This is a genomic window from Sulfurovum sp. TSL6 (assembly GCF_019972115.1).
In the GTDB taxonomy this organism is placed as follows: domain Bacteria; phylum Campylobacterota; class Campylobacteria; order Campylobacterales; family Sulfurovaceae; genus Sulfurovum.
The window spans coordinates 297,368-323,210 of record NZ_BPFJ01000001.1; the positions used below are offsets into that span (position 1 = coordinate 297,368).

General features: G+C 38.7%; 32 protein-coding genes. 21 read left to right on the forward strand and 11 right to left on the reverse strand.

Annotation, left to right across the window (positions count from 1 at the left end):
• Positions 1-59: 59 nt before the first annotated feature.
• The 10 genes from LDM93_RS01375 to LDM93_RS01420 all read left to right on the forward strand — a co-directional run bounded on the left by LDM93_RS01375 (position 60) and on the right by LDM93_RS01420 (position 7,006).
• The gene (locus tag LDM93_RS01375) at positions 60-284 is read left to right on the forward strand and encodes a 4Fe-4S dicluster domain-containing protein (protein WP_223890119.1); all 225 of its coding nucleotides are present in this window, start codon (positions 60-62) and stop codon (positions 282-284) included.
• Positions 285-327: 43 nt separating this feature from the next.
• On the forward strand, positions 328-897 hold the full coding sequence (locus LDM93_RS01380) for a carbon monoxide dehydrogenase beta subunit family protein (protein WP_223890145.1): 570 nt from the start codon (positions 328-330) through the stop codon (positions 895-897).
• A gap of 13 nt (positions 898-910) precedes the next feature.
• Positions 911-2,113, forward strand: a complete 1,203-nt coding sequence (locus LDM93_RS01385) for a transketolase C-terminal domain-containing protein (RefSeq protein ID WP_223890146.1) — start codon at positions 911-913, stop codon at positions 2,111-2,113.
• Between the two features lies 1 nt (position 2,114).
• Positions 2,115-2,984 (forward strand): thiamine pyrophosphate-dependent enzyme, encoded by an 870-nt coding sequence (locus LDM93_RS01390; RefSeq protein WP_223890147.1) that lies wholly within the window; start codon positions 2,115-2,117, stop codon positions 2,982-2,984.
• A complete protein-coding gene (locus LDM93_RS01395; protein WP_223890148.1) occupies positions 2,984-3,685 on the forward strand; it encodes a 2-oxoacid:acceptor oxidoreductase family protein in 702 nt (233 codons plus the stop codon). The genes LDM93_RS01390 and LDM93_RS01395 overlap by 1 nt, the downstream gene beginning before the upstream one ends.
• A 158-nt stretch (positions 3,686-3,843) precedes the next feature.
• Positions 3,844-4,815, forward strand: a complete 972-nt coding sequence (locus LDM93_RS01400; RefSeq protein WP_223890149.1) for a GTP-binding protein — start codon at positions 3,844-3,846, stop codon at positions 4,813-4,815.
• 287 nt (positions 4,816-5,102) lie between these two features.
• The gene (locus tag LDM93_RS01405; protein WP_223890150.1) at positions 5,103-5,270 is read left to right on the forward strand and encodes a hypothetical protein; all 168 of its coding nucleotides are present in this window, start codon (positions 5,103-5,105) and stop codon (positions 5,268-5,270) included.
• Between the two features lie 51 nt (positions 5,271-5,321).
• Positions 5,322-5,837, forward strand: coding sequence for an ArsI/CadI family heavy metal resistance metalloenzyme (locus LDM93_RS01410; protein ID WP_223890152.1), 516 nt, complete (start codon positions 5,322-5,324; stop codon positions 5,835-5,837).
• Between the two features lie 147 nt (positions 5,838-5,984).
• The gene (locus LDM93_RS01415) at positions 5,985-6,368 is read left to right on the forward strand and encodes a hypothetical protein (RefSeq protein WP_223890153.1); all 384 of its coding nucleotides are present in this window, start codon (positions 5,985-5,987) and stop codon (positions 6,366-6,368) included.
• A 38-nt stretch (positions 6,369-6,406) separates the two neighbouring features.
• Complete coding sequence (locus LDM93_RS01420) at positions 6,407-7,006, forward strand: trimeric intracellular cation channel family protein (RefSeq protein WP_223890154.1); 600 nt, start codon at positions 6,407-6,409, stop codon at positions 7,004-7,006.
• 1 nt (position 7,007) lies between these two features.
• Here LDM93_RS01420 and LDM93_RS01425 read toward each other — a convergent pair whose 3' ends face one another.
• Positions 7,008-7,499 (reverse strand): YcxB family protein, encoded by a 492-nt coding sequence (locus LDM93_RS01425; protein ID WP_223890155.1) that lies wholly within the window; start codon positions 7,497-7,499, stop codon positions 7,008-7,010.
• 99 nt (positions 7,500-7,598) lie between these two features.
• Here LDM93_RS01425 and LDM93_RS01430 point away from each other — a divergent pair, with 99 nt between their 5' ends.
• Positions 7,599-7,931: a hypothetical protein gene (locus LDM93_RS01430; RefSeq protein WP_223890156.1), complete on the forward strand. Its 333-nt coding sequence runs from the start codon at positions 7,599-7,601 to the stop codon at positions 7,929-7,931.
• The gene (locus tag LDM93_RS01435) at positions 7,909-8,619 is read left to right on the forward strand and encodes a pirin family protein (protein ID WP_223890157.1); all 711 of its coding nucleotides are present in this window, start codon (positions 7,909-7,911) and stop codon (positions 8,617-8,619) included. The genes LDM93_RS01430 and LDM93_RS01435 overlap by 23 nt, the downstream gene beginning before the upstream one ends.
• 34 nt (positions 8,620-8,653) lie before the next feature.
• Here LDM93_RS01435 and LDM93_RS01440 read toward each other — a convergent pair whose 3' ends face one another.
• From LDM93_RS01440 to LDM93_RS01450, 3 genes are all read right to left on the reverse strand, one after another.
• Positions 8,654-9,691: a DUF2202 domain-containing protein gene (locus LDM93_RS01440; RefSeq protein ID WP_223890158.1), complete on the reverse strand. Its 1,038-nt coding sequence runs from the start codon at positions 9,689-9,691 to the stop codon at positions 8,654-8,656.
• Between the two features lie 194 nt (positions 9,692-9,885).
• Entirely contained in the window at positions 9,886-10,485 is a 600-nt protein-coding gene (locus tag LDM93_RS01445) for an NAD(P)H-dependent oxidoreductase (protein ID WP_223890159.1), read from the reverse strand.
• A 13-nt stretch (positions 10,486-10,498) separates the two neighbouring features.
• Positions 10,499-11,206, reverse strand: a complete 708-nt coding sequence (locus LDM93_RS01450) for a DUF4412 domain-containing protein (RefSeq protein ID WP_223890160.1) — start codon at positions 11,204-11,206, stop codon at positions 10,499-10,501.
• Between the two features lie 102 nt (positions 11,207-11,308).
• On the opposite strand from LDM93_RS01450, the gene LDM93_RS01455 reads away from it, so the two are divergent.
• Positions 11,309-12,307 carry an FAD-dependent oxidoreductase gene (locus LDM93_RS01455; RefSeq protein WP_223890162.1) on the forward strand — a complete coding sequence of 333 codons (999 nt, stop codon included), beginning with the start codon at positions 11,309-11,311 and terminating at the stop codon, positions 12,305-12,307.
• An 18-nt stretch (positions 12,308-12,325) separates the two neighbouring features.
• Here the strand turns inward: LDM93_RS01455 and LDM93_RS01460 are convergent, their stop codons facing one another.
• The gene (locus tag LDM93_RS01460; RefSeq protein ID WP_223890164.1) at positions 12,326-12,793 is read right to left on the reverse strand and encodes a leucine-rich repeat domain-containing protein; all 468 of its coding nucleotides are present in this window, start codon (positions 12,791-12,793) and stop codon (positions 12,326-12,328) included.
• Between the two features lie 208 nt (positions 12,794-13,001).
• Here LDM93_RS01460 and LDM93_RS01465 point away from each other — a divergent pair, with 208 nt between their 5' ends.
• Positions 13,002-13,205, forward strand: a complete 204-nt coding sequence (locus tag LDM93_RS01465; RefSeq protein WP_223890166.1) for a DUF1289 domain-containing protein — start codon at positions 13,002-13,004, stop codon at positions 13,203-13,205.
• Here LDM93_RS01465 and LDM93_RS01470 read toward each other — a convergent pair.
• Entirely contained in the window at positions 13,202-13,834 is a 633-nt protein-coding gene (locus LDM93_RS01470) for an alpha/beta hydrolase (RefSeq protein ID WP_223890167.1), read from the reverse strand. The genes LDM93_RS01465 and LDM93_RS01470 overlap by 4 nt on opposite strands.
• Before the next feature lie 93 nt (positions 13,835-13,927).
• On the opposite strand from LDM93_RS01470, the gene LDM93_RS01475 reads away from it, so the two are divergent.
• Both LDM93_RS01475 and LDM93_RS01480 read left to right on the forward strand, forming a co-directional pair.
• Positions 13,928-14,458 carry a YaeQ family protein gene (locus LDM93_RS01475; RefSeq protein ID WP_223890169.1) on the forward strand — a complete coding sequence of 177 codons (531 nt, stop codon included), beginning with the start codon at positions 13,928-13,930 and terminating at the stop codon, positions 14,456-14,458.
• A 131-nt stretch (positions 14,459-14,589) separates the two neighbouring features.
• On the forward strand, positions 14,590-15,057 hold the full coding sequence (locus LDM93_RS01480; RefSeq protein WP_223890171.1) for a YchJ family protein: 468 nt from the start codon (positions 14,590-14,592) through the stop codon (positions 15,055-15,057).
• Positions 15,058-15,176: 119 nt separating this feature from the next.
• Here the strand turns inward: LDM93_RS01480 and LDM93_RS01485 are convergent, their stop codons facing one another.
• The 5 genes from LDM93_RS01485 to LDM93_RS01505 all read right to left on the reverse strand — a co-directional run bounded on the left by LDM93_RS01485 (position 15,177) and on the right by LDM93_RS01505 (position 21,207).
• Positions 15,177-16,325 carry an iron-containing alcohol dehydrogenase gene (locus tag LDM93_RS01485; protein WP_223890173.1) on the reverse strand — a complete coding sequence of 383 codons (1,149 nt, stop codon included), beginning with the start codon at positions 16,323-16,325 and terminating at the stop codon, positions 15,177-15,179.
• Between the two features lie 172 nt (positions 16,326-16,497).
• Positions 16,498-17,535 carry a sodium:calcium antiporter gene (locus LDM93_RS01490; RefSeq protein WP_223890174.1) on the reverse strand — a complete coding sequence of 346 codons (1,038 nt, stop codon included), beginning with the start codon at positions 17,533-17,535 and terminating at the stop codon, positions 16,498-16,500.
• A 67-nt stretch (positions 17,536-17,602) separates the two neighbouring features.
• Positions 17,603-18,055 (reverse strand): cupin domain-containing protein, encoded by a 453-nt coding sequence (locus LDM93_RS01495; RefSeq protein WP_223890175.1) that lies wholly within the window; start codon positions 18,053-18,055, stop codon positions 17,603-17,605.
• 75 nt (positions 18,056-18,130) lie between these two features.
• A complete protein-coding gene (locus tag LDM93_RS01500; RefSeq protein ID WP_223890176.1) occupies positions 18,131-19,522 on the reverse strand; it encodes an aldehyde dehydrogenase family protein in 1,392 nt (463 codons plus the stop codon).
• A 44-nt stretch (positions 19,523-19,566) separates the two neighbouring features.
• Positions 19,567-21,207 (reverse strand): acetolactate synthase large subunit, encoded by a 1,641-nt coding sequence (locus tag LDM93_RS01505; RefSeq protein WP_223890177.1) that lies wholly within the window; start codon positions 21,205-21,207, stop codon positions 19,567-19,569.
• 199 nt (positions 21,208-21,406) lie between these two features.
• Here LDM93_RS01505 and LDM93_RS01510 point away from each other — a divergent pair, with 199 nt between their 5' ends.
• From LDM93_RS01510 to LDM93_RS01530, 5 genes are all read left to right on the forward strand, one after another.
• On the forward strand, positions 21,407-22,510 hold the full coding sequence (locus LDM93_RS01510; RefSeq protein ID WP_308440689.1) for a peptidase M42: 1,104 nt from the start codon (positions 21,407-21,409) through the stop codon (positions 22,508-22,510).
• Between the two features lie 15 nt (positions 22,511-22,525).
• Entirely contained in the window at positions 22,526-22,936 is a 411-nt protein-coding gene (locus LDM93_RS01515; protein WP_223890178.1) for a RimK/LysX family protein, read from the forward strand.
• Positions 22,936-23,859 (forward strand): 30S ribosomal protein S6--L-glutamate ligase, encoded by a 924-nt coding sequence (gene rimK / locus LDM93_RS01520; protein WP_223890179.1) that lies wholly within the window; start codon positions 22,936-22,938, stop codon positions 23,857-23,859. Before LDM93_RS01515 ends, rimK begins: the two co-directional genes overlap by 1 nt.
• Complete coding sequence (locus LDM93_RS01525) at positions 23,860-24,900, forward strand: succinylglutamate desuccinylase/aspartoacylase family protein (protein WP_223890181.1); 1,041 nt, start codon at positions 23,860-23,862, stop codon at positions 24,898-24,900.
• Between the two features lie 103 nt (positions 24,901-25,003).
• The gene (locus LDM93_RS01530; RefSeq protein WP_223890183.1) at positions 25,004-25,801 is read left to right on the forward strand and encodes a CorA family divalent cation transporter; all 798 of its coding nucleotides are present in this window, start codon (positions 25,004-25,006) and stop codon (positions 25,799-25,801) included.
• Positions 25,802-25,843 lie beyond the last annotated feature (42 nt).

The window sequence follows — 25,843 nt, forward strand, 5'->3', positions numbered from 1 at the left end:
ATATAATTGTTCTAATCAATAGATATATGTTTAAATCATCATGGAGTAAAGGAGTTAAAATGTATTATGTAGCAAAAGTCGATGCAGACAAATGTGCTGAATATAAATGTAACACGTGTACACTATATTGTCCAGAAGCAAATACGCTTATGTTTGATAAAGAGGGGAACACATCTTGGGTAGATGAAGATAGATGTAAAGGGTGTGCACTTTGTGTATACGTTTGTTCTGATATGCTAGATCGTAATTGTATTACGATGGAAATGGCTGGTCACGAAGAGTAAGTCTAGAGTCTAGATTTAATTTAAAATTTTATTAGGAGAAGTTATGGCAAACCAAGGTCCTGCGTATTATTCACCGTATCCTGCGGCTACGTATGAAGGTGTGATCACACCACCAGAAGGTAAAGCACTTTTATTGGAAAGTGTGGTTGATGAAGAAACTGCAATGAGAGAAGTTGCAAAAGTGATGTTGACAAGTGAAAATGCAACTATTTTCCCTGGTCCACAAGTATTATATGGTTTCAATGAAGAAGCTAAGAGAAAAGCTACACTTATCAAAGAGATGTCAGAAGTTCTTAATGCTAAAATGATCCCAATGTATGATTATAGACCAAAGTATCCAAAAATTGATGCTGAAATTGAGATCAATCCAAATCATCCAAACTTAACAATTTGGCATAACAATATTAAAGCAGCGATCTTCATTGGTGTACATTGTCACTATGCAAACGTTGCATTAAAGATTGTAAGAGCAGAGACAGATTGTTATACGATCGCGATCTGTGGTTTGTCAGGGCATGAAGATGCAATGGCTACATTAAGAGACCAGCACTCTTCAGAGCTTGAGAAATTTATCAAAATAGCTAAAGAAGTAAAAGCTGAGTTGGGAAAATAGGTAGGAGATTATAATGAGTAAAATAACTGATATGACAGCAACACACAACTGGTCTGGACAGAAATTAGTTTCAACAGACCACCTTCTTTTCGAAGCTCCTAGAGAAAAACACTTTATGACTGGTTCTGAAGTTTTAAAAGAAGCAGTAAAAAGATGTACAGTAGATGCATCTGTATCGTACCCTATTACACCACAATCTGAAGCAGCACACCTGATCGGTGAGCTTTGGGCAGAAGGTTATGTAGGTACATATTTCCGTGGTGAGAATGAATTTGGTGTAATGTCTGAAGTTGCTGGTTGTGCAATGGCTGGTGCTAGAACAATTACGACTACTTCAGGTCCAGGTACACTTAGAGCGATGGAAAACTTTGCTCAATGGTCTGGTACAAGAATTCCATGTCAACTTATCCTAATGGCTCGTGGTATTAACTCGCCACTTACTATTCAGCCAGACAACTTAGAAGTAAGTTACTTACTAGAAACTGGTTGTATGATCTGGTACGCTGAAAATGTTCAAGAGCTATTTGACATGTCAATTGCTGCATTTACAGTGGCTGAAAAGCCAGATGTACACGTGCCGATCATTACTGCAGTTGATGGTTTCTTTGTATCTCATACTCGTGAAGCAGTAATGCTTCCAGCTGATGATATTGCACTTCATCCATATGATCCATATAAAGCTCCACTACCGGCGATTGATTCTGAAACACCTCCAGGGCGTTTCTTAAGAGATCCATTCGTTATGAAGTCTAACTATATTTCTTATGCGGCACATGCTTCATGGCAGTTTGAAATCAGATCTGCAATAGAAAGATCTAGACCATATGCAGAACACTACTTAAACGGTTTAGTACACGTTACGGGTTCTGAAGATGCTGAGATCGCATTTGTTACTTGTGGTACTGCTTCGAATCAAGCAAAAGAAGCTGAGCGTGAATTAAATAAACTGGGAATCAAATCTAAAGTTGTTAAACTAAGAACTATCAGACCTTTCCCAGAAGCTGAACTTCTTGAAGCACTAGAAGGTGTAAAACATGTATTTGTACCTGAGTTCAACGTTGTTGGTTGGCTAGAAAAAGAAGTAAAAACTGCACTTTATAAAAAATGTGATGCTGATGTTGTTGGCGGACCAAGAGTTGCTGGTGGTATGAGTATGCCTGCTGAAGCAATCATTAAAGAAGTTATGGAAAAAATCAACCCTGGAAAAGGAGCATAACATGGCAATTGATATATATAAAATCAACCCAGAATTTAGAGACATTATGCCTAAAGAGATCATTGAACTCGAAGAAAACGCTACATGGGCTCAAAATCAGGAAAAACCTCGTGGTATTAAAGAACTTCCAGATACAAAAGAGTTACTTGAAGAGCACTCTTTATGTGCTGGTTGTCCAGAAGCTGCTGCATTAAGATATGTGCTTTCTGCACTACCTAAACCTGAAGAGACTATTATTGTCAACTCAACAGGTTGTACATCTTTAATGTTCCCACACATCGCACTTCATACAGTGCACTCACTTTTTGGTAACCAAAATGCTGTTGCATCTGGTATCAAAAGAGTTTTAGACTGGAGATTTCCAGATACTGAAAAAGATGTGGTTGTTCTAGCTGGTGATGGTGCGACTGTTGATATCGGTCTTGACTATACACTACAGTCTTTCTTTAGACAAGAGAACATCACAACAATCTGTTTTGATAACGAAGTTTATGCAAATACAGGTGGACAAGAGTCTGGTGCTACGGCAAAAGGTCAAGTATTTAAAATGGCTCCAACTGGTAAAAAGTTTGATAAAGTACCTATGTGGGAACTTGCTACAACTTCTGGTTGTCACTACGTTACGAACATGACAGCTTCTGCACCAAAAGCAGTTGCAAAAGCAGTGAGAGAAGCGATCTTAGTTGCAAGAGAGATCGGACCGACATTCCTTAACATTTATACACCTTGTATTCTTGAGATTGGACTAAGTGCCAACGAAGGACTTGGGGAAATGAAAGATCAAGATAAAGATAGATTTGCATCTTACAAACATGTTTCACCAGAAGCAGAAGAATTCTTGAAAAAATGTAAAGCAGAGGGGCGTTTATAATGGCAAAAGATTCAATTAAAGTAAGACTGCCTGGTCTAGGTGGTCAGGGGGCAGTTACTGCTGCGCACATTGCAGCGACTGCAGCGGATACAGAAGGTTACTACGCGGTTTCAAATCCATTTTTTGGTGCTGAGAAACGTATGGCTCCATCTGAGAGTTATGTAAGAATCGGTACGGTGCCTATCTATGACAGAGGGGAAGTTATCTACCCTGATATTATTATGATTTTTCACCCACAAGTTATTACTATGGGTAAATCATACACAATGCCTTTTTATGCTGGTATTAAAGAAAACGGTCTAGTGATCATCAACAGTGATCACGATCTTTTAACTGATGCAGATAAAAAGACTCTAGATGATTTAAATGTAAAAGTTCTTACAAAAGATTTTACTCAATTTGCTATTGATCAAGCAGGAACTGAACTTGCTACAAATATGGCAATGTTGGGTGCATTGTTTGGTGCTTTAGGTACTATTAGTAAACCTGCTATTGAAGAAGGTATTAAAGACAGATTCCTTAAGAAATATACAGCTTCAGGTGGTACAGCTACACTTGACTCAGTCATTGAGAAAAAGTTTAAGAAAAAGCAAGAGCTTATTCAAAAAAACCTTGACACTGCATCGGCAGCATTTGATTTAACTGCTGCATGGGCAAAAGAAGTTGGTTTAGCTCAAATTCTAGACAATCCAGAGAAGTAATTCTTAATATTGCAACTGTACCTTTGGTACAGTTGTTAACCTGACTCTACATAATTCACTTCACTTATTAAATTTATTTTATAACCCTTTACAGTTAAGATAAAAGATTATTAAATAAATTTATAACGAATATCCACTCAAATTTTTAAGGTATAGACATGATACAATCATTTATTATTACAGGATTTTTAGGTGTTGGTAAAACAACAATGCTTACCAATACGGTCAAAGAACATTTTTCTGATAAAAAAGTTGCTATTATAGTGAACGAGTTTGGTGATATTGGTGTAGATGGCAATATATTAAAGAATGTACACAGTGAGGTACTTGAAATTTCAGAAGGGTGCATTTGTTGTCAATTGGCCCAAGAATTTGAAAGCGGTGTGATTGAGATCATTAATAAGTATAATCCTGAAATCATATTTGTGGAAACTTCAGGTGCATCTGAGCCTTTTCCTATCTTTTTATCTCTGCAAAACCTTGGTATCTCTGTTGAGGGTGTCATTTGTGTGGTTGATTCCAAAAACTTTGATTCGTACCAAGATAATTCAACGGCTAAATATCAAATTGGCGGCTCTAATATCATCGTACTCAATAAGACTGATTTAGTGAATGAGGATGAATTAGAAGCTGTAAAGAAAGATGTTATTGAAATCAAAGAAGCATACAATATCAAGAACACGCTTACAGGTAAAAAGATATTTAATAACTATGTGATCAATCAAGCCCAACAAGGTATTGTTCATAAAGAAGTCTTTGAGGGTGTGTATAAAGTCGATGAAATCATTGGATTGGCAAAAGATTATAATCGCCTTGATCACACTACACAAGATTCAATCACCCAAAAAGTTGTGTATTTAAAAGATGATATTGAGTTTTCGGATGTAGATGAAGTGTTAAAAACACTTCCAAAAAGTATTTATAGGGTAAAAGGTGTTGTAAGAACAAAAGATGTTCCAAATCCTATTGTGATAAACTACTCATTTGGTAATGTCTCCTTTGAAGAGTTAGAAAACTATACAGAACGATCTATTATGATATTTATCGGTGAATCAATAGAGAATGATGTCAATCTGTTAAGTGAAAAATTTGATTTTTTAAACCTGCCTAAATTTAGAATGAGCAAGTAGCCTACAGCAAATCATTTCCCATACTACGGTTTTTACATTTTGGCAGTCTTTGCCAAATTTGTAGGTTCTACAGACCACTATTTAAACGATGATTGCCTGTATATTGCTCTTTACGAGCTTTATTCGGGTATTTAGATCTCCTCCAATCTGAAACAGTATTCCCTTCAATAGAGTATTGACTTCGGTTTTTCAATACAATACTATTTTGATATTGATATGGAGTGTCAGTTTGTAATTTAGGTGATAATACGCTAGAATGAATTATAAATTATATCTTTGGAGTCAATATGGATCTTTTGCCTGTGATATTATTCTCTCTTATCGTTTTGTTTGTCGTAGTGGGTGGGTATGTCTTTATGTTTCTGCATGTGATGAGATCTGACCCAAGAGAATTAGAGTTTAGAAAAAATGTGGGACAAGATGGAAGACTCGTACCGCATACTTACAAAAAATAAATAATCCGAAATATCATTAATCATTTATAAATCAATTCAAAAGGATACAAAATGAACGAAAAAAGAAGACTGCATATTCATATGTCAGTAGACAATATTGAAGAGAGTATTGCTTTTTATAATACTCAGTTCGGGACAGAAGCAACCAAAGTAAAAGATGACTATGCACAATGGTTGGTAGATGATCTTTCTTTGAATTTTGCCATATCAACAAGAGGCTATGAAAAAGGTGTCAATCATTTAGGTGTACAGTACGAAAGTGATGATGCACTGTTGGATGCACAACACACTTTTGAAGATAAAGGGATTAAAGGAAAGGTAGAAGAAGGTGCAGTCTGCTGCTACAAATCTTCAAACAAATACTGGGTTACAGATCCTACAGGTATGGTATGGGAAAATTATCACTCTATGGATGATGTGGAAGTATTTGGTGTGGATGGCTCTGATACTGCTGATGGCTGCTGTGTACCGACATTCGGTCAGTTTAGTGAAACACCATCATGTAAACCAACTAATAATGAGGATACGTGCTGTAGTACGAGCTCAGATGAATGTTGTACCTCATAGCATTGTAACAGAGTATAAAACTTTCATAACGGAACGCTCAACGTTTTAAAGCATCAATTTGACCTATGACATTACACATTTATTACATTTAAAGTGTATACTATGATAAATAATCTATACATGGAATCATGTAGAAAGGACTAGGTCATGAAATATTTGTTAAAAATCTCTCTTTTTTCGCTGGCTGTTATGTTCATGCAAGGCTGTGCAACACATCAAAATTTTGTGAAAAAGTATAACGCTTGGGTAGGACAGGATATCAATGATCTGATACAGAAAATAGGATATCCGGATAGTACCTATATCTTGCCAAATAAAAATAAAGTCTATGTGTATGAAAGATCTAGGATCTACTCATATCCTTCAATGTCAATGGGATATGGACATTGGCCATATTATCATGGTGGTTATGGTATGTTTGGTTATGGTACGGATGTGGTGCAGAAAACCTGTAAACTTTATCTTGAAACCAATAAAAAAGGCATTATCGTAAGATGGGGCTCATCTGGTAATGCCTGTGTTTCCAACTAGTCGATATATTTTGAAAAAAAGAGAGAGCGTGGTGCTGTATGTTTGAACTTGCAGAGTATATCGGTATCATCGCTTTTGCCAGTTCTGGTTTTTTTGTGGCTGTACGCAATCAACTTGATTTTCTGGGTACGTTGATCTCTGTATTTCTTACTGCACTGGGTGGAGGGATCATCAGAGATATTGCGGTAGACAAAATGCCTTATACCTTTACACACAATGCACCTGCACTCACGATACTTATAGTCATGGTCCTATTGATAGTATTTAGATTCAACAAAAGAGACAGTATAGAGAATAAACCATTTTTTATACTGAGTGACTCTATAGGGCTTATCTCTTTTAGTATTACGGGTGGATTGATAGCCATAGAAGCAGGGCTTAATCTTACAGGTGTTTTAGCGCTTTCTTTTGTGACGGCAGTGGGAGGAGGTATCATCAGAGATGTGATCATCAATGAGATCCCTTTTGTACTTAAAACAGGATTTTATGGGACTATCGCACTTCTGATAGGCTTGACTCTCTATGTGTTAAATCTTTACGAATTGATCTCTTATTATACGATGATCATGGTTTTTATAGCAGGGATGGTACTGAGACTGATCGCATACTATAAGAAATGGGCCATCCCGATGCTATAACTTAACCTTTAGAAATATATTTTCTCAGATACGCGTCGAGCTCTTTTTTCTGTAATGCACTCATAGCACGGAGCGGAATGACATTGAATCGGCGAGGATTTGTATATAGAAGGTAAAACCGCTCATCATTTTTCCATTGAGAAAATGCACTCCATGGTATGGAAGCATTATTGCTGTTTTTATCTAACTTGATACCTTTGCCTGAGATATGCAGTGTGACCTCATTTGGGAGGGTAGTACTTTTTTGATAGACATTTTTGGCCTGATAAGCAGAAAGCATACGTACAAAAAGCATATAAAAAGAGATAGAAAAAAATGCAGCGATCATATTGGTGATGATTTCACGGGTATTTGACAAGTCAGTTCCGACGATCACAATGAGAGCAGCCAAGATGGCATAAAATGCTAGCATAAAGACTCTTTTGCCTGTTTTGTGATGTAGATTGACTGCTTTAAGATATTCATCTTGTGTGAGTTGGTAGGTGATATTCATGGTTTGCCTTAGGATAATGTGATGGGTATTATACAATGATTACATATATAGTACACAGAGTGCTTGCTATGATACATAATCTATGTGGAAGGAGTCAGTATGTTATATAAGGTCAAAGCGAAAATAGATAAACTGAAATTGAAAGCTTTTTTTACGGCACTTACAGATGGTAGTATTGCCGATCAAGAGCCTGAGGGTTCGTATATTGTTAATTCAATGCAAAGAGCGTTGATGACAGATCCTGAGACACTGGAATGGTATCAAACATGTCATTGTAAGACACCGCTTGAGCATGAAAGAGAAGCGGTCTATGATAAGTACCTGAATGACATTGAAACCACTTTGGTCTATGAAGAAAAAAATGATATAAAAGGTAAATCATTTTGGGACTTTTTGGAGGATAGCTTCTTTGACGACTCATATAGCTACTAGCAGACTTTATACAGCCGATCATGGCTGGCTGAAAAGTAGGTTCCATTTTTCATTTGCCGAATATTATAATCGGGATAATATGCATTATGGTGTACTACGCGTTATGAATGATGACATTATCCAGCCCCATACAGGTTTTGGTACACATCCGCACCAAGATATGGAGATCATCACTTATGTGATACGTGGAGAACTGACACATCAAGACAGTATGGGAAATAAAGAGAGTTTGGGACGTGGATCTGTGCAGTATCTCAGTGCAGGCACTGGTATCACACACTCTGAAAAAAATGAAGGTGATGAAGAAGTACATCTCATACAAACATGGATACTCCCACATTCTAAAGGTCTTCAGCCTCAGTATGGTTCAAAGGTCTTTAACCCTGAAACACGTCATAATAAATGGCTGCATCTCATAGCCCCGCAAGGTACGCCTGACATCATCAATATCTATCAGGATGCAAACATGTATGTTTCGGAGTTAGATCAAAACAAAACGCTTACCTTTGAACTGGTAAAGAACAGACAGCTTTATGTGAAACTCATGGAAGGTGACGCAAAGATCAATGGTATGGACTTTAAAGAGGGTGATGCTGCTGAGGTTTCGGGTGAAGATCTGCATGTTGAAGCGTTGAGCGATGTACATGTACTTTTGGTAGAGATGGAGGAGGAAAATTTAAAGCTTTAGCTATGAGGTAGCTAAAGCTTTGATAAACTTATATTTAAGGCAATTGGCTAAGTGCATAGGTAAATGCTCCAAGGTGATTTATACTACCTTCTTTGATATTTTCAAATACACGTATAACATCATTTGGCATTCCTACTGCAGCATCTTCAAGATCTGAAATATCCGTTTCTTCTACAAGAATACCAACATTCAGCGCTTCTTCGAGTGTATTATCCTGTAAAATCAATGCATCATAGAGATCTTGCAGTACCGGCAGTATAAATACACCAATAGCAGTTTCATCTACTGCTGAAATGTCTACACCATATTTAATACAAAGTTTTTCGACAGCATCCATATGTTTTTGTTCTGAGAGTATTATATTCGCAAATGTGTTTGTCTGTGTACCATATATATCATCCATCCAAATATAGACATCTCTGGCGACTTTTTCTTCCTGATACATATACAGTAGCGTAGCTTTTTGTTCATCAGTCAACTGTACTGGCTTATTGCCTCCATATTTAAATGCTCCAAGGTTATTTATGCTACTTTCTTTGATATTATCAAATACACTTACAACATCACTTGGCATTCCTACTTCAGCTGCTGCAATATCTGTAATATCTTTTATTTCTATATCAATACCAACCTGTAGTGCATCGCTCAGTGGAGGAAATGGTTCTACCTTATATGGTGTTATAAGTGTATCATAGCGATCTTGTAGTTCTTGTAATATAAATACACCATAGACACTTTCATCTACATTTGAAATGTCTACACCATATTTAATACAAAGCTTTTCGACAGCATCCATATGCTCTTGTTCAGAGAGTTTTATATCCGAAAATGTGCTTGTCTCTGCATTATATATATCATCCAAATAGTCATAGACATCTCTAGCGACTTTTTCTTCCTGATAGATATACAGTAGCGTATCTTTTTGGTCAGCTGTCAAAGGTACTTCTGGATTGCTTAAACCATCTGAACCACCACATCCGGTAAGAGATAACAAGGCTAAACTTCCTGTACCGGATATGAATATTTTAGAGAAGAAATCTCTTCTATCGTGAGACAGTAATTCTTTTTCCATTTCTTATCCTTTCTGAAATGTGATCATAAACTATTATATAACCTTAATTCTTAATATAATATATATGAGTTCATTGAACAATTTTTGAAGCCCGTATTCTAATGGTTTAGGAGGGAGATTAAAAGTTTTGGATGTTGCAAACATCCTAGATCCTGTAAGCTACTCCTTAAGAGAGCAAACAAGAAAAAAGATGACTATGTATGAGCTATAAAGTTTCTTTCCAGGGTATCCTTGAAGCGTTTGAGCTCAGCATCTATATCTAAGTTCTCTTTAAATACATCATGTATAGCATAAGTTTCAAGTGGTTCTGCACCACAAAACTGAAACAGTTTATGTATGGCAATATTGGCTTCATCCAGGGTGAGACCGTCAAAGAAACCCTCTTCATTATCAAACTCAGTGTCTGGACAGTTATAGGTTAAACTCAACATATATTTTTTACCCTGCATCAGTCCTCCGCTGCCATATTTTTTAGATGGGTCATCTTTACTTCTTCCGTCACTGACAAAGGTTACGGTATTGATACCCCCAGAGAAGATTTCATCGATGTATTTCTTAGTAATCCAAGGCACACCCATCCAAAAAACAGGATACTGAAATACAATATAATCCGCCCAGGAAAGTTTATCAAGCTCATCATTGACATCATAGGCGCTTTCGACCATACTTTGTTTCACATTGAATCCATTTTGTGTAAAAAAATCGCTGGCAGTGTCTACCAACAGTTTAGTTAACCTTCCTTCTGCGATCTTGTCATATCTTTGATGTCCGTTGATAATCAGTACATTTTTCATCGTCTCTTTCCTTTTATTTTTGTGTGAAGTTTTTCATCATCTCTTGCATTTGCTGTATTTGTTCGGGAGTCATTTGAGGCATTTGTGATGGGGTATTGTCCTTGTTGTCTTGTCTGACTTGGATCGGGAAATCAGGTAACTTAAGATCTTCATCAGAAACAGAAATATTGAATTGTATGTTCGTAGCTTCTGTTGTATGTGTTCTTCCCATGATCCTGACTTTAGATTTGAGCATGATTCCTTTGTGTAGCCAAAGTTTCATATGCTTGGCCTCCCATATTTCACAGATATAGCCTAGTATAGTTTCTTCACCTGTTTTAGAGCCATTCATGGAAAGTATGACCTCTTTAGCACTTTTAGCAAACTCTTTATACTCAGACTGTATTAACATTGTATGATCATACTGATGAATGATCTTTTGTTCATAGTCCACGATATACACTTTTCCATGATCGATCTTTGTGGTTTGATGGGTAACCTCTTCTCTACCCATAATGACAGACTTACTTGTTTCCTCATGGAGTTCTACTGCTCCCCATTCTTTGAAAAGTGTTTTACTTTTTCCATCTATCTGGGTTTGTATACCCATCATATTTCCACCGCCACTGATAATATATTCAATGATGCCTGATTGGATCCCATAACGTTTTGTTTCTGCATCAAGAGTGTTTGCAGCCACAATAAATGCAAAGAGGACACTCCATATTTTCATTTGCTTCATCGTATCTCCTTTTTATTATTATAACTTATTCTGTCATAGAACAAAAAAGTATTTTGGTCTGTGTTTTACCTCTCTCTCATGATCATTGGCTACAATGGCGGAATGAAGAAAAAGAAATTAGTCATTATCGGGGCAGGGCTTAGTGGGCTCTATAGTGCTGTACTGCTTCAAGATAAGTATGATGTGACGATCATAGAAGCACGTAATCGTACAGGTGGACGGATCATGGGGATAGACGGGCATGATATGGGACCCTCTTGGATCTGGCCACATCAAAAAAACATTTTAAAGCTCATAGAGATATTGGACTTGGAACTCTTTTCACAATATACTGAGGGACTTGCCTCGTATGATGCTCCTGATGGTGTACAGCACTTTAGACCTTCTCAAACAGGGCCTTCCTTCCGACTCAAAGGCGGTATCAGTCAAATGGTCAGGGCTTTGGAAAATAGACTTGAAAATCCTGTTAAACTTAATGAGAAGGTGCTCTCTTTAACACAGTTAAATGAAATGATAGTGGTGAAAACGCTAGATACAACGTATGAGGCAGAGATGGTGATCTCAACCCTGCCACCACGTTTAGCTGTAGAAAGTATAGCATACTCTCCTGCATTACCCGAAGCCCTTCATACACAACTACAGAATATACCTACATGGATGGGGTATGCTGCCAAGTGCGTGATTGAATATGCTGATGCCTTTTGGAGAGATAAGGGTTTGAGTGGTTTTGCCATTTCTCATCTGGGACCATTGGGTGAGATACATGATGCCTGTACTCATGAGAAAGCAGCACTCTTTGGTTTTGTACACAGTACTGAGAAGTATGAGAACTTTGAAGAAGATGTCATTCAACAACTTACTCGACTTTATGGAAGAAAAGCTTCCGATCCTATTAATTTCCACCTTGTAGACTGGAAAAAAGAGCCCTATACGTCAACACCTTTGGATGCTATGCCTCTGCGTGAGCATCCTTCCTATGGATTCAATGCAACACATTTTGACGGCCAGCTGATCTTTTTAGGTACAGAGAGTAGCTTTGTAGAAGGTGGGTATTTGGAGGGGGCAGTCACTTCAGCACTTGGATTATTGAAACGACTCTAGTTTGAGGTAGATATGAAATTATATTTTCATCACAAGCAGGTTACAAAAAGTATCAAGTATATTTACATCTTGAATAGGATTATCTTTTAGATCCAGATAGACAAGCTTTTGTAGTGATGTCAGACTTGTAACATCTTGGATGTGATTGTTATGTGCAACCACTTTTTTGAGTGCTGTAAGGTGATGCAGAGGTGTAATATCGGTGATGTGATTTTCCTGAATAAAAAGAAATTTCATTTTTGTATGTGAACTTAAAGGGCTAAGGTCAGAGATCTTATTGTGGGAAAGCGACAGTTTATGCAGTTTTTTCAGTGATGAAAGTGGTGTAATATCGGAGATATGGTTATCAGAGAGGGAAAGTGTTTCAAGCCAAGTGAGTGCAGCTAGCTCTGAAGGCACCTCTGTGAGTCCAAGACCACTGAGATCCAGGTATGTGAGTTTCTTTTTTTTACATAAAGCTATTTTTTCTAAAGCCTGCTTGTGCATAGTGTGATCCTGTTTTATTTACTGCAGAGATAATAGCATATTTTTTAAGAGGAGTGATAGTAAAACATAAGGAAGTGACGTCGATACCTTTTAGCCAAACTAAAGCGATCCCAAAGTAGTATGAAAATCAATACAACTTTACTTCTTTGATGGTGGTATGGAGAAAAGAAATTAAAACATTTATCGTAGCACTTAGAAGGAAATAATGATGATAGATATAAACAAACCATGCATAAAACAATGTTGTCTCAATGAAGATGATGTCTGTCTAGGGTGTTTTCGTACTTTTGACGATATGTGTCAATGGAACAAAGCAAATATAGAAGAAAAAACGCAGATGCTCAAAGTAGCACAGAGAAGAAAAAAAGAACATATACTTAAGCATACATCCTTACAAAAACCTTGTCCTTAAAGTTTGTTTTTTATCCACTCTTTTATCATCATCAATTCATCTTCGGCAATAGTATGGTCTTTATCATAACTTTTAAATGTGATGTCAAACCTGCCATTTTGTAATATTTCAATTTGTGTTTTTGAGGTATTAAATGGGAGTATACCATCATAAGTCCCATGCGTACATAACCAGTTTGAAGTATTTACATTTGGGTTCATCTCTTGTAAAAGTATGTCGACATCGTAGATATACCCACTTACTGCGATGTACCCTGCAAGCACTTTTTCATATCTGGCCCCAAATTCAAAGGTGAGCAGGGCACCTTGAGAGAATCCGAACAAAAAGCTTTCCTCGGCATTGAACTCCTCTTCAAAAAGGGCATCAAAGATCTCTGTTAGTAGTGCACGTGAATGTGTAATACCTTCTAACTGGTTGGGTGGCAGATCATACCATGAGAATCCTCCATAGTAGTTATATGGAGCATCCAGTAAAAGGTAGTTCATGTCATCAATGTTGAGGTAGGATGGTAAGAAAGTAAATCCACGGGATGAATCTCCACGACCATGCAGAATGATCATAAGCTTTTTAGAGGCTATTTTTGAGGGGATAAAGATATTGTTGAGGGGCAAATTTTTATTTCTTGGCATTTCTTGGCTTCCTGCATTGAATTGTTGATTCTTATCATGGTGTAGTATACTACGTTTATATTATCATATATGTTTTAAAAGACAAGGAGTTCTATGGCAGCCAAAGCAACTATCTACAAAGCGTTACTGAACATTGCAAATATGGACAGCCATTATTACGCAGAGCATAATTTGACTATGGCAAAGCATCCATCAGAGACTGACCTGCGTCTTATGGTCAGGTTGGTTGCATTTATACTGAATGCTAATGAAGCGCTGGAATTTTGTAAAGGGATATCACAAGAGGATGAACCTGATCTATGGCAAAAATCTTTGGGTGGTGAGATAACACTATGGATAGACTTGGGGCAACCGGATGAAAAGCGTATTAAAAAGGCATGTGGGCGTTCTGAAAAAGTGATTATCTATACCTACCAGGAAGGTATGGCTGCTTTATGGTGGAAACAGATCGAAATCTCACTGACACGTTTTTCCAATCTTCAAGTCATACATCTCGATATAGAGGGTGATATAGAAGACCTTACAAAACGTGCCATGTCATTACAAGCCAATATATCGGACAATGAACTCACGTTAATGGATGATGCAAATAGTGTGGTCATTAGACAAAAGAATTGGATGTGATGACATTCTAGTATTAAGGTCAGAAAGTATTGTACATTTAATGTATATATTTATTTTATGGTATGATGCTGCCTCATAGGATTGACCCTCACTGGTAATCAATACGTACACATAGAGGATTTAAGGTTAAGATGAAGAAGTGTTATTGTAAAAGTGGATTGGATTTTTCAGCATGTTGTGAACCTATTTTAAGAGTGCAGAAGCCGGCATCGACGGCTCTTAGTCTTATGCGCTCACGCTACAGTGCCTACTGTTTGGGAGATGTAAACTATCTTCAGGCGACAACGCATGATCACACATGGAGTGATGAAGAACTCAAATTCATACAGGACTGGGCAGATAACAGTTTTTGGCAGCACTTGGAGATCATCGAGTCTAGTGATGACATCGTGGAGTTTAAAGCCTATTATATTTTCGATCATGTGCAACATCTACATCATGAAAGATCCACTTTTATCAAAATAAACGATATGTACAAATATGTCGATGGTGAGATATATGAGGATAAAGTAAAATTTACAAACAACCAAAAATGTATATGTGGAAGCGGCGTGAAATATAAACGTTGTTGTTTGCCGAAATTGAAAAAACAGAAATAATTCGATAGTTATTATTTATAATCTACTAGAAACACTTGAATCTTATAAACAAAGAATATCAACATACTGTAGAAGTCTGCTAAAATTAGTAGACTTCTGTAGGTAAATCAGATCACAACCTACAATGCTTTTCCAAGAATCTCTTTTAACACTTCTTTGGTATATGTTTCAGCCAACCCGAAAGCTTCCGCATGCTCGCAAGCATTCTCCACAATCGCATCAATATCACTTTCCTTTATAGAGAGTTGTGAAAGCCTGGTCGGTGTACCGACTTTGTTGAACCATGACTCCAATGCTTCGATTCCTTCCATCGCACCGGACAGTCCAAACAGTTTTTGTGCAAAACGTTCGAACTGTCCTTCGTTCTGTGAAACATACCATTTCATCCAGGCTGGCATGACGACCGAAAGACCTGCACCGTGTGGTACATTGAAGAGTGCAGAAAGGGTATGCTCGATCATATGGTTTGGGAAACTGTACCCTTCTACTCCCAGATAGGTTGTACCATTTAACGCCTGGGTCGCTGCCCATGCGAACTCCCCACGTGCGTCATAGTTATCTGGGTCCGCCAGCAGTGTTTCAGTGGTTTTCATGACCGTGGCAATGTTCGCTTCGATATAAGCAGCAATGATATCTGGATGTGAGGATGCAGTAAAATACCCTTCGATAGAGTGGGCGATAATGTCTGAAGCAGAATAGACCAGGTACTCCTTCGAGACCGACTTTTGAAGTTCAGGATTGACGACAGATACCTTTGGATAGAGGTGCGGTGAAGCGATAGAGAATTTCTGTTTCGTTTCTTCATTCGTCACCACGGCGAAAGTGTTCATTTCACTCCCCGTGGCTGCAAGGGTGATAATGTCAAATACCGGCAGTGCCTTTTGAATAACACTTTTTCCGATAAAGAAATCCCACACATCACCGTCATACAGACTGCCGGCCGCTATGGCTTTTGCACTGTCCAATACAGAACCCCCACCGACACTGAGTATGGCCTCAACACTGTGCTCTTTGGCCAGATCTACAGCCTCATAGACTTTTGATAGGACCGGGTTACTAACGATTCCTCCTAACTCAACAAATTCGATACCATTTGCTTCTAGGCTGGATATAACTATGTCGAATAGACCGTCTTTTTTGATACGGTCACTCCCGTATGTCAATAAGACTTTTTTGATATTCTCTGCAGCGAGATACTCACCGATATTTTTTTCTTTGTCTCTTCCAAACTCTATTCTTGTTGGATTTTGATAAGTGAAATTGACCATTTATGATCTCCTTGTTATTCTATGAGTTATTATAGCTGATCATCCTCAAAACTCTGTAGAAGGATATAATTTGTAAAGATTATATCCTTCTACAAAAACAGCATATTATTTATGATACCATAGAGTAGGGTGTTTAACAAATTTAATGTAGTGTTTGAATCTCACGCTACTTTTATCCCAGTAGAGATAGGGTTACAAGTCCTCCTAAATATAGAATGAGTAACACTACACTTTCAAAACCAATATTTCCTGGCCCGTGACGTTCGCGATATATGAGTCCCATAAGAAGTACACTGGTCATCAACATCGAGTTGGCAAGCCAGAACTGTTCAGCACTTGAAACATCGGCATAAATTGGGCCTTCGCGGTAGGCAATATCTGATGCGGCAATAAAAAGTGTGTCAAATGCATTGCCTCCGATAATGTCTCCTACGGCTAAATTCAGTGCACCCATACGTACGGCAGTAATAGCGACCACAAGTTCGGGAATAGATGTCGACACAGCTGTAAATATACCACCGACGATCCCATCAGATAAACCAGATTTCTCTCCAAGAGGTATGGCTAGCTGCGCAAGTGACCAACCTGCCAAAGCAACGACTGTTCCGTAGAGGGTAAAGCGTATCCAAAGTTTCCAAATATGATTACCATGGCGACGACTTTTGTCTTCGGCTTCAGATGAAGTATCTCTTGTTTTTTTGGGAAGCCACATCGGGGTTTCGTGCGTACGAGCCAGAAGATGTACACCAAATATATATATAATGATCAAAACAAATGTAGCAGGATGCACGCCGAAGATACTGATCGTAGGGACTGATAGTGCTAATGCATGTATGGCCAATAATGTAAGAAGGAAGGAGGACATAAAAAGATTTTCAGCGGATGCAGCTGCATGTTCAAGATTAGCACGTTTATAAGTGATATCGGCCAAAGCAAGAAATGCAGTTTGAGCCGCAATACCTCCTAATCCATTACTCACTGCCAGCTCTGCATATCCTGAAGCCGCAGCGGAGACGGAGGTAGTAATACCTGACAAAGATGTAGATGCACCAATAAACACTGCGCCCATAAGTGCTTCGCCTAATCCGGTACTTTGAGCGAGATCTCGGGCAGTTTTGGTCATCTTGATACCGAACCATCCGATAATTGCAGTCACAACAGTAAAGGCTGAAATTACCCATGCCAACGGCCAAGTGCCAAAATCTGTCAACGTATCCTCCTAGGATAATAAACGATGGTCTCTTGAGGTACGAATATGGATCAGACCAGGAGATATATTATTCAGTCTCTTTGATCACTTCAAAAGCATCGATAGGTTCTTCAAAGGCGATGAAGAGTACACACGGTTCTTCACCTTTTTCACAATAGGCTATATGCGGACGTTTGGATGGACCATAGGCATACATACCTTTTGTGAGTAGTTCACTCTCCTGGTTGTCATACGTCACAGTCATCTTTCCTGATACCAGTATCATCCGTTCTGCTGAAGTATGCCAGTGATGCGGGATAGCATAATCAGCTGGAACTTTAAAGAAAACATCAAGATTCTCTTTGGCAGGATCACCATGAAGTACAGCTATCTTACATGCTTCACCGAGAAATGCAGGGCAGGGCCCCCATGCAAGGGATTTGTCGTGATGTGAAAAGCTGAGTGCCGGACTATCTGCAACTGTGTCACTCACAGACAGTGACGTTAAAACAAACAAACTTAATAGAATTTTTTTTAACATGACCTCTCTCTTTTATTTGGTATGATTTACAGTACTCAAGCTATGTGTAATGTATGTGTAAAAGTAAAATTGAATTTATAAAACTGAAGATTTTATCACCATCAATTTCTCTTTACTCATCTCTTCCATTGAATAAGGGATACCACCCAGTCCCAAACCAGAGGCTTTAGCGCCACCAAACGGCATCCAATCCACCCTGAATGCCGTATGGTCATTGACCATCACAGTCGTGCCGTTGAGACGCTTGACCGCCAGCAAGGCTGTATCGATATTTTTGGTAAATACGGCTGCCTGAAAAGAGTATTCAAGACTATTGGCTTCTTTAAAAGCATCTTCAATATCCCTATAGGGGTAAATACAGACAAGCGGACCAAAAATTTCTGAAGTACTTACCTTGGCATCACGTGGTGGATCTAAAAGTACTGTGGCTTCAAAACAGCTTTCAGAAATACATTTACCGCCACAAAGTACTTTTGCCCCTCCTGAGATCGCCTCATTGACCCATGACTCTATCCGTTTGACTTCATGGTGTGAAATGAGAGGTCCCACCTCTGTTTTGGGATCCAGAGGGTCACCAACGACCAGCTTTTTCGCTGCTTCTGCTAATTTCAAACCCACTTCATCACAAATATCTTCATGGACAAAGATACGTTGCACAGAGACACAGACTTGGCCTGCATGATAAAATCCCCCTTTGGTCAAAGCAGGGATCAATGCTTCCATATCGGCATCGGCTTCAACGATAACTGGTGCGACACCTCCATGTTCAAGGCCCACACGGGTACCTGGAGAGACTTTTGAGTTCAGGTACCATCCAACTGTACCTGAACCAATAAAGGTCAAATAGTCTATCTTGGGGCTTGTAGCGAGATACTGAGCTACTTCTCTGTGACAGACCACTACTTGACACCACGCTTTAGGTAATCCTGCTTCATATAAAATGTTGACAAAATTAATCGCGGACATAGGGGTAGACTCTGATGGCTTAATAATAACAGGCGAACCAACGGCTATAGCCGGAACGGTTTGATGTACTGCAAGATTTAAAGGGTGGTTAAATGCTGAAATTGCGGCAACCACGCCTATAGGCTCTTTCATAGTATAGGCAATACGATTCACAGAACTCTTCGTATGACCCATAGCTATCTCTTTCCCCTCAAAAACACCCATATGTTCAATAGCAAGTTTTACACCATTGATGGCTCGTTCCACTTCGACCTTTGAATCCATATAAGGTTTACCGCCCTCACTGGCTGCAATACGCGTGAGCTCTTCTATACGACTTTTCATGATAGCGACCGTTTTCTCTAAAATAGCGATACGTTCATATTTAGGCAACCACATCTCCTGGTTTTCATACACTTTACGGGCACGATCTAAAGCCAGGTCTATATCTGCCTCATCTGAAAGGGGTATCTCATCCAATACCTTTCCGTCAAACGGTGACTCTACTTTGATGCTCTTCATACTATCCACTCCTAAAATTATTTATCGGTTCTATGGTGTAAAACTTATACCAAACACGTTTTATTTTTGAGTAACTCATTTAAAATGGCATGATTTAAACTATAGTCGACCGCCAGATCGATCAAATGTACACCTTTACGGTCGATCACATCATTTAAAATGGAACCAAATTCTTCACAGGAAGTCGGTCTATATCCCATAGCACCATATGCTTTGGCATACTGGACAAAGTCCGGATTTTTGTAATCCAATCCAAAATTCTCAAATCCCATACCTTCCTGTTTCCATTTGATCATACCATAGGCACTGTCATTTAAAATGATGACTATAAGGTCCAGCTCCAGACGTACCGCCGTTTCTAACTCTTGGGAATTCATCATAAAACCACCATCCCCGCATACGGCTATCACTTTTTTATCGGGGTGAACGATCTTGGCAGCCATTGCAGAAGCCAGACCTGCACCCATAGTGGCCAATGCATTATCGAGTAACAGTGTATGAGGTAAATAACATTTATAGTTACGGGCGAACCATATTTTATAGATACCATTGTCTAAGGTTAAAATGCCATCTTTGGGTAAAACATCTCTAATATCCTTAAGTGCTCTTTGCGGTAGAATCGGAAATCTTTCATCTTTAAAATATTTCACAATATGTGATTGTGATTCCTCTTTAACGCGCATAAAGTAGGTAAAATCCCAGTGTGCCTGTTTTTGGGCCAGTTCGGTCAAAGAGACCAAATTTCGGGCAACATCACCGGTCACATCAAGCTGAGGGAAATAGGTGTCATCTACACTGGAAGGTGAAAAATTGATATGTATGACTTTTGTTCCTCCCTGTTTCATTATAAATGGCGGTTTTTCGATGATGTCATGTCCAACATTGATGATCAGGTCAGCTCTGTCTATCGCACAATGGAGATAATCGTTCTCAGAGAGTGCGGCTGTTCCAAGGTATAAAGGATGGAACTCGCTCACAACGCCTTTCCCCATTTGGGTCATAAAAAAGGGTATACCGAGTTTATCTATAAACTCTTTCATAGCAGAGCCGATACACTTGCGATTTGCGCCAGCTCCAATGAGGACCAATGGCATTTTTGCTTCGTATAACATCTTTAAGGCATTTTGCAGACTTTCATTTCTGGCAATCGGGTAATAGGTTTTACGCACAGGAAAGAGTTGTTCCTCCACATCTTCTTTTGCGATATCTTCAGGCAGTTCAATATGTACTGCACCGGGTCTCTCCTGTGAAGCCAATTTAAAACTCTGACGTACCATCGCTGCGATGTTGTTGCCATTGACAATTTGTTTGGAACATTTTGTAATGGGTTTCATCATGTGTACAACATCTATGATCTGAAAACGCCCTTGCTTGCTTTTCTTGATCGGTTTCTGACCTGTGATCATCAACATAGGTATACCACCCAGGTTGGCATAGGCTGCAGGTGTAACAAGATTGGTTGCACCTGGTCCTAAGGTTGACATACATACACCGACTTTCCCCGTTAAGCGTCCATAGGTTGCAGCCATAAAACCTGCACCCTGTTCATGACGTGTCAAAATAAATTGTATACTGGAGTTTCGCAAGGAATTCAAGAGATCCAAATTCTCCTCTCCGGGGATACCAAATATATATTCAACACCCTCGTTTTCTAATGCTTTTATAAATAGATCCGATGCTTTCATTGAGTATTGTCCTTGTCACTTTATTAAATTTTGTACTTAGATTAGTATAAAATGTATGTGTGTATTCAGTGTGGACTATAGTTTCTTCTGTACTTGTATAAATTTTAAAATAAAATCTCTTTTAGCATGTTATAGGTGCATTTAACAAGGTTATGTATGCTATAAATAGTATTGATCTTATGAAAGAAAGCAAGGTATCATGTTTAAGAACTTTTTTTTAAAACATATGCAAGAAACTGCAGGAAATTCACCGGAAATGAGTCGTTTCCTAGACATACTGAAACAGCTTATACGAACACCCTCTGTTGTGGGGTCTGAACATTCATTTTTTCTCTCTCTAAAACGAGAATTAGAAGAGATAGGTATAGAAGCAACGCTGTATGAAGGCTTACTTGTAGCAAAAGGGAGTGAGCCTGGTAGTGGTATGATCAGTGCGCATATTGACCGTCATGGTCTTATCTGTACCGGTCCCAATGAATTTCAGTATGCAGCCTTTATTGCAGAAAATAGAGCGGATCTGACTGGTGACTCTGTTGCAGAAAAGACCTATAAAGATATCATAGGACGTTTTATGCATCAACGTGTTCAAGCCTATGAACCGTGGTCTGGTGCCTACTTAGGTTTAGGTACCATAGACAATGCATATTTATGTGAACGTAGATCAAATCTTCTTTTTAATGTGAGAGGATTGGAACATCTACATGCAGGTACTCCAGTGGCTTATGTGGATACACTGACCTATGAGGATGGTTATCTTTCTGCACAACTGGATAATGTACTCAGTGCTGCGATCATTCTTTTTTTATATGAGAGAGGATACCAGGGACGCGCTTTTTTCACTGCACAGGAAGAGGTAGGCAAAAGTTGGCGATTTTTACTTGAATGGTTCAGAGGTCATGATGTATCAACCGATTCATTACTGGTGCTTGATACCAGTCCTTATCCTGGGAGAGTTGCTGCAGAAGCACAGCATATCGTGTTGAGGAATAAAGATGCCAATGCCAACTTTGTTTCACCATTAACAAAGCAAATCGAATCAATTTGTGATGAATTCTCGATAAAATATGGATACAAGGATGCATTTATAGAGGATCTCAATAAAGAGTTCTTAGCTCAAGGAAAGCCCGCTTATTCTCTTGGGAGTACGGAGATGGGACGCTTGGCAAAAGCAAGTGATGGCTCCATACAGGGAACCACCTTTCAGCTTCCTACGACCGGGTATCACACGACAGCAGAAACAGTATCTCTGGATTCCATTGAGAAAGCATTAAAAGTATTAGAAACACTTTATTTAAAAGTATAAAGAGAAGGAGAGAAGATGGAAGTAATAGGATATATAGAAAGAGTGGATCTCCCAGGGCTGCATCTTTTTGGTTTGGATGCCAAGATAGATACAGGAGCGGACAATTGTTCTATGCACTGTGATGACATTGAAGTAGAAGGTGAAAACGTTATTTTTACCCTACATGATGAAGTACATCCTGCGTATCATGGTAAAAGGCTTACTTTGCCCATATTCAAGATCAAAAATGTAAAAAGTTCCAACGGTAGAAGTGAAGAAAGAGTGTTCGTGAAATCCATGTTGAAATTAGGTTGTAAAACATATGAAGCAGAGATTTCATTGACAAATCGAGAAAATATGAAGTACCCTATGCTCATAGGAAGACGTTTCCTATCACATCACTATCTGATAGATGTTTCTCATAAATATATTACAAAGGAAAAATAATGACTGTTTATATACTTTCTAGAAATACAAATCTCTATTCCACACAAAGATTGGTAGAAGAAGCTGAGGCAAAAGGATGGGATGTACGTGTCATAGATTATTTGATGTGTACTATTGAGATAATGAAGGGAGAGTTGTTGGTTATTTACGATGGTGAAATACTACCGGTACCTGATGCTATTATACCTCGTGTTGGAGCAAGTCGTACTTTTTATGGAACAGCAATGGTGCGTCACTTTGAAATGATGGGAGCCTTCAGTGTTGCTGGAAACCTTGCTATTGCAAGATCAAGAGACAAGTTAAGAAGCCTTCAGGTTTTATCTACCCATGATGTGGATATGCCAAAAACGGTTTTTGCATCAAACAAAGCCAATGCAAAAGATGTGATCAAACTCATTGGAGGAACACCGTTGGTACTTAAGATCCTTGAAGGAACACAGGGTGTCGGTGTAGTACTTGCCGAGACACAAAAAGCAGCACAATCCGTGTTGGATGCTTTTTATGGAATGGACGTCAGTCTTTTGGTTCAGGAGTTCATCAAAGAGGCTAGTGGTGCCGATATACGTGCATTGGTTATCAATGGCCAAGTGGTTGGTGCAATGAGGCGTCAAGGGGCAGAAGGTGATTTCAGGTCAAACCTTCATCAAGGAGGAAGTGCTACTGCACATAAACTGAGCCGTAAAGAAAAATCTACGGCAATGGCTGCTGCAAAGGCTATGGGTCTAGGTGTTTGTGGCGTGGATATGATCCCTTCTGATCGTGGTCCACTGGTGATGGAAGTAAACTCATCTCCAGGACTTGAAGGCATTGAGAAAGCTACCAATGCAAATATCGCAGGTAAGATCATGGATTACATTGAAGCCAATATTAAACCTACTGATAATAAAAAGCCTCGTCGTAAGAAAGACAATATTGGAGCATAAATGGAAGCGAATTCTTTTGTTTTAGGTGGAGTTAAAATAGCCAAAGGAACACAAAGACGTGTAGAGATAGAACTGCCAAGTTTTTATGGTACGCCTACTTCTCTTACTGTCTATGTGATACGTGGTAAAAAAGAAGGGCCAACGGTTTTCATCAGTGCAGCGATCCATGGAGATGAACTTAATGGCATAGAGATCATTCGTCGTCTTCGCCAGCTACATTTACTTACGAAACTCAAAGGTACATTGATACTTGTTCCTATAGTGAACATTTACGGAGCCATAAACCTTTCCAGGTATTTACCTGACAGGCGTGATCTGAACAGAAGCTTTCCAGGTCATTCTAAAGGAGCTCTTGCTTCACGTGTGGCAAAGACATTTTTTAATGAGATCGTATCCAAATGTGATCTGGGGATCGATTTGCATACAGCCAGTATACATAAGGACAATCTTCCCCAAGTGCGTACCAACACCGATAATGAATATACTTTAAGACTTGCTTATGCATTTGAATCACCTGTGATACTGCATTCCGAGTTAAGGGATGGATCTTTGCGTGCTGAAGCACAAGACCGAGGTATACCGATCTTGCTTTATGAGGCAGGAGAAGCACTCAGACTTGATGAAAAATCCATTAAGATCGGTGTAAAAGGTATCATTAATGTACTTAGAGCGAACGAGATGTTACCGGTTCGTACTAAAAAAAGCAGTCGTATCAAGCCTGTTTTGACAAAAACCAGCAAATGGATACGTGCGCACGAAAGTGGCATGATACAAACCATTAGACAATTAGGTGATGTAGTGGAAGAAGGGGATGTCATTGCACGTATTCATTCATTGTTTGATGATCAAAGCTATGAAGTGGAAGCTCCTTTTGATGGTATTATCATAGGAAAAACACAAATTCCTCTGATTCATGAGGGGGATGCAGCTTTTCATATCGCAGCACTGAAGGATATTCAAATTGCTGAAGAACAGATGGAACCTTTCCATCAAGATGAGAGTCTGATGGAAATCCCCATGGAAGATGTGAAGCTCATATAAAAAAGAACAAGATCCCACTCTTGATTTAAAGGCAGATGACTCTGTTAAGGATGAACTATTAGGTTGATAGAATCATCTACAATTACATTTAAAAGGGAAAATCATGCAACAAGTAGAACACCTGGTTGATACACTTCATTTAGAAGATTTACAAAACGATTTACACCCCTCTATTTTTGATGAAAATGATGATTATGATATGCTGATTATACGTCTGCCTGTCATTGTTGAGAAGCTTGAAGCGATCTCATTAGGTTTTATCATTACCCATGACGGTAGTTATCTATTTAATTCTGCAAAGAATAGACTAGAAGATCTGGAGAGTCGATTTGATGGACCCCATCATAAAATAGATACACTGCTGGATAAACTGCTCAAATCATTTCATGCATATCAGGATCAGATTTCTGACATGGAAGAGTCACTCTATGATGACACAGTAAAAATGAACTTTATGACACAGTGGCTTACATTAAAAAGAGATATCCTGCGGATAGAACGTATCATGCATCGTACGGCAGCTGTTATGCAGGATATGATTCATTATTATGAGACGGATGAGAGTTTTCCTATGAATCATTATATAGATATTCATGAGCATTGTGAACGGATTTTGCGTTCTGCAACACTACAGCTTTCAAAACTGGATTATTTATATAATTTTTATAATACGCGTACCAATGAAAAAATGAATCGTCTCATTTTTCTTCTTACTATTATTTCAGCTGTTTTTCTGCCGCTTAATTTGATTGTGGGTTTTTTTGGCATGAATACCAGCGGTTTACCATTTACAGAGGGAGCGAATGGAACATTAAGTGTTGTAATGGGGTTAGTTCTCTTACTTTTCACTACATCATTAGGTGTTCTTTTCTGGAGGCGTAAAATTGAGTATTCAGAATAAGTGATAGGGTAAAAGTATCATTATTTACTGCTCTCCATGTCT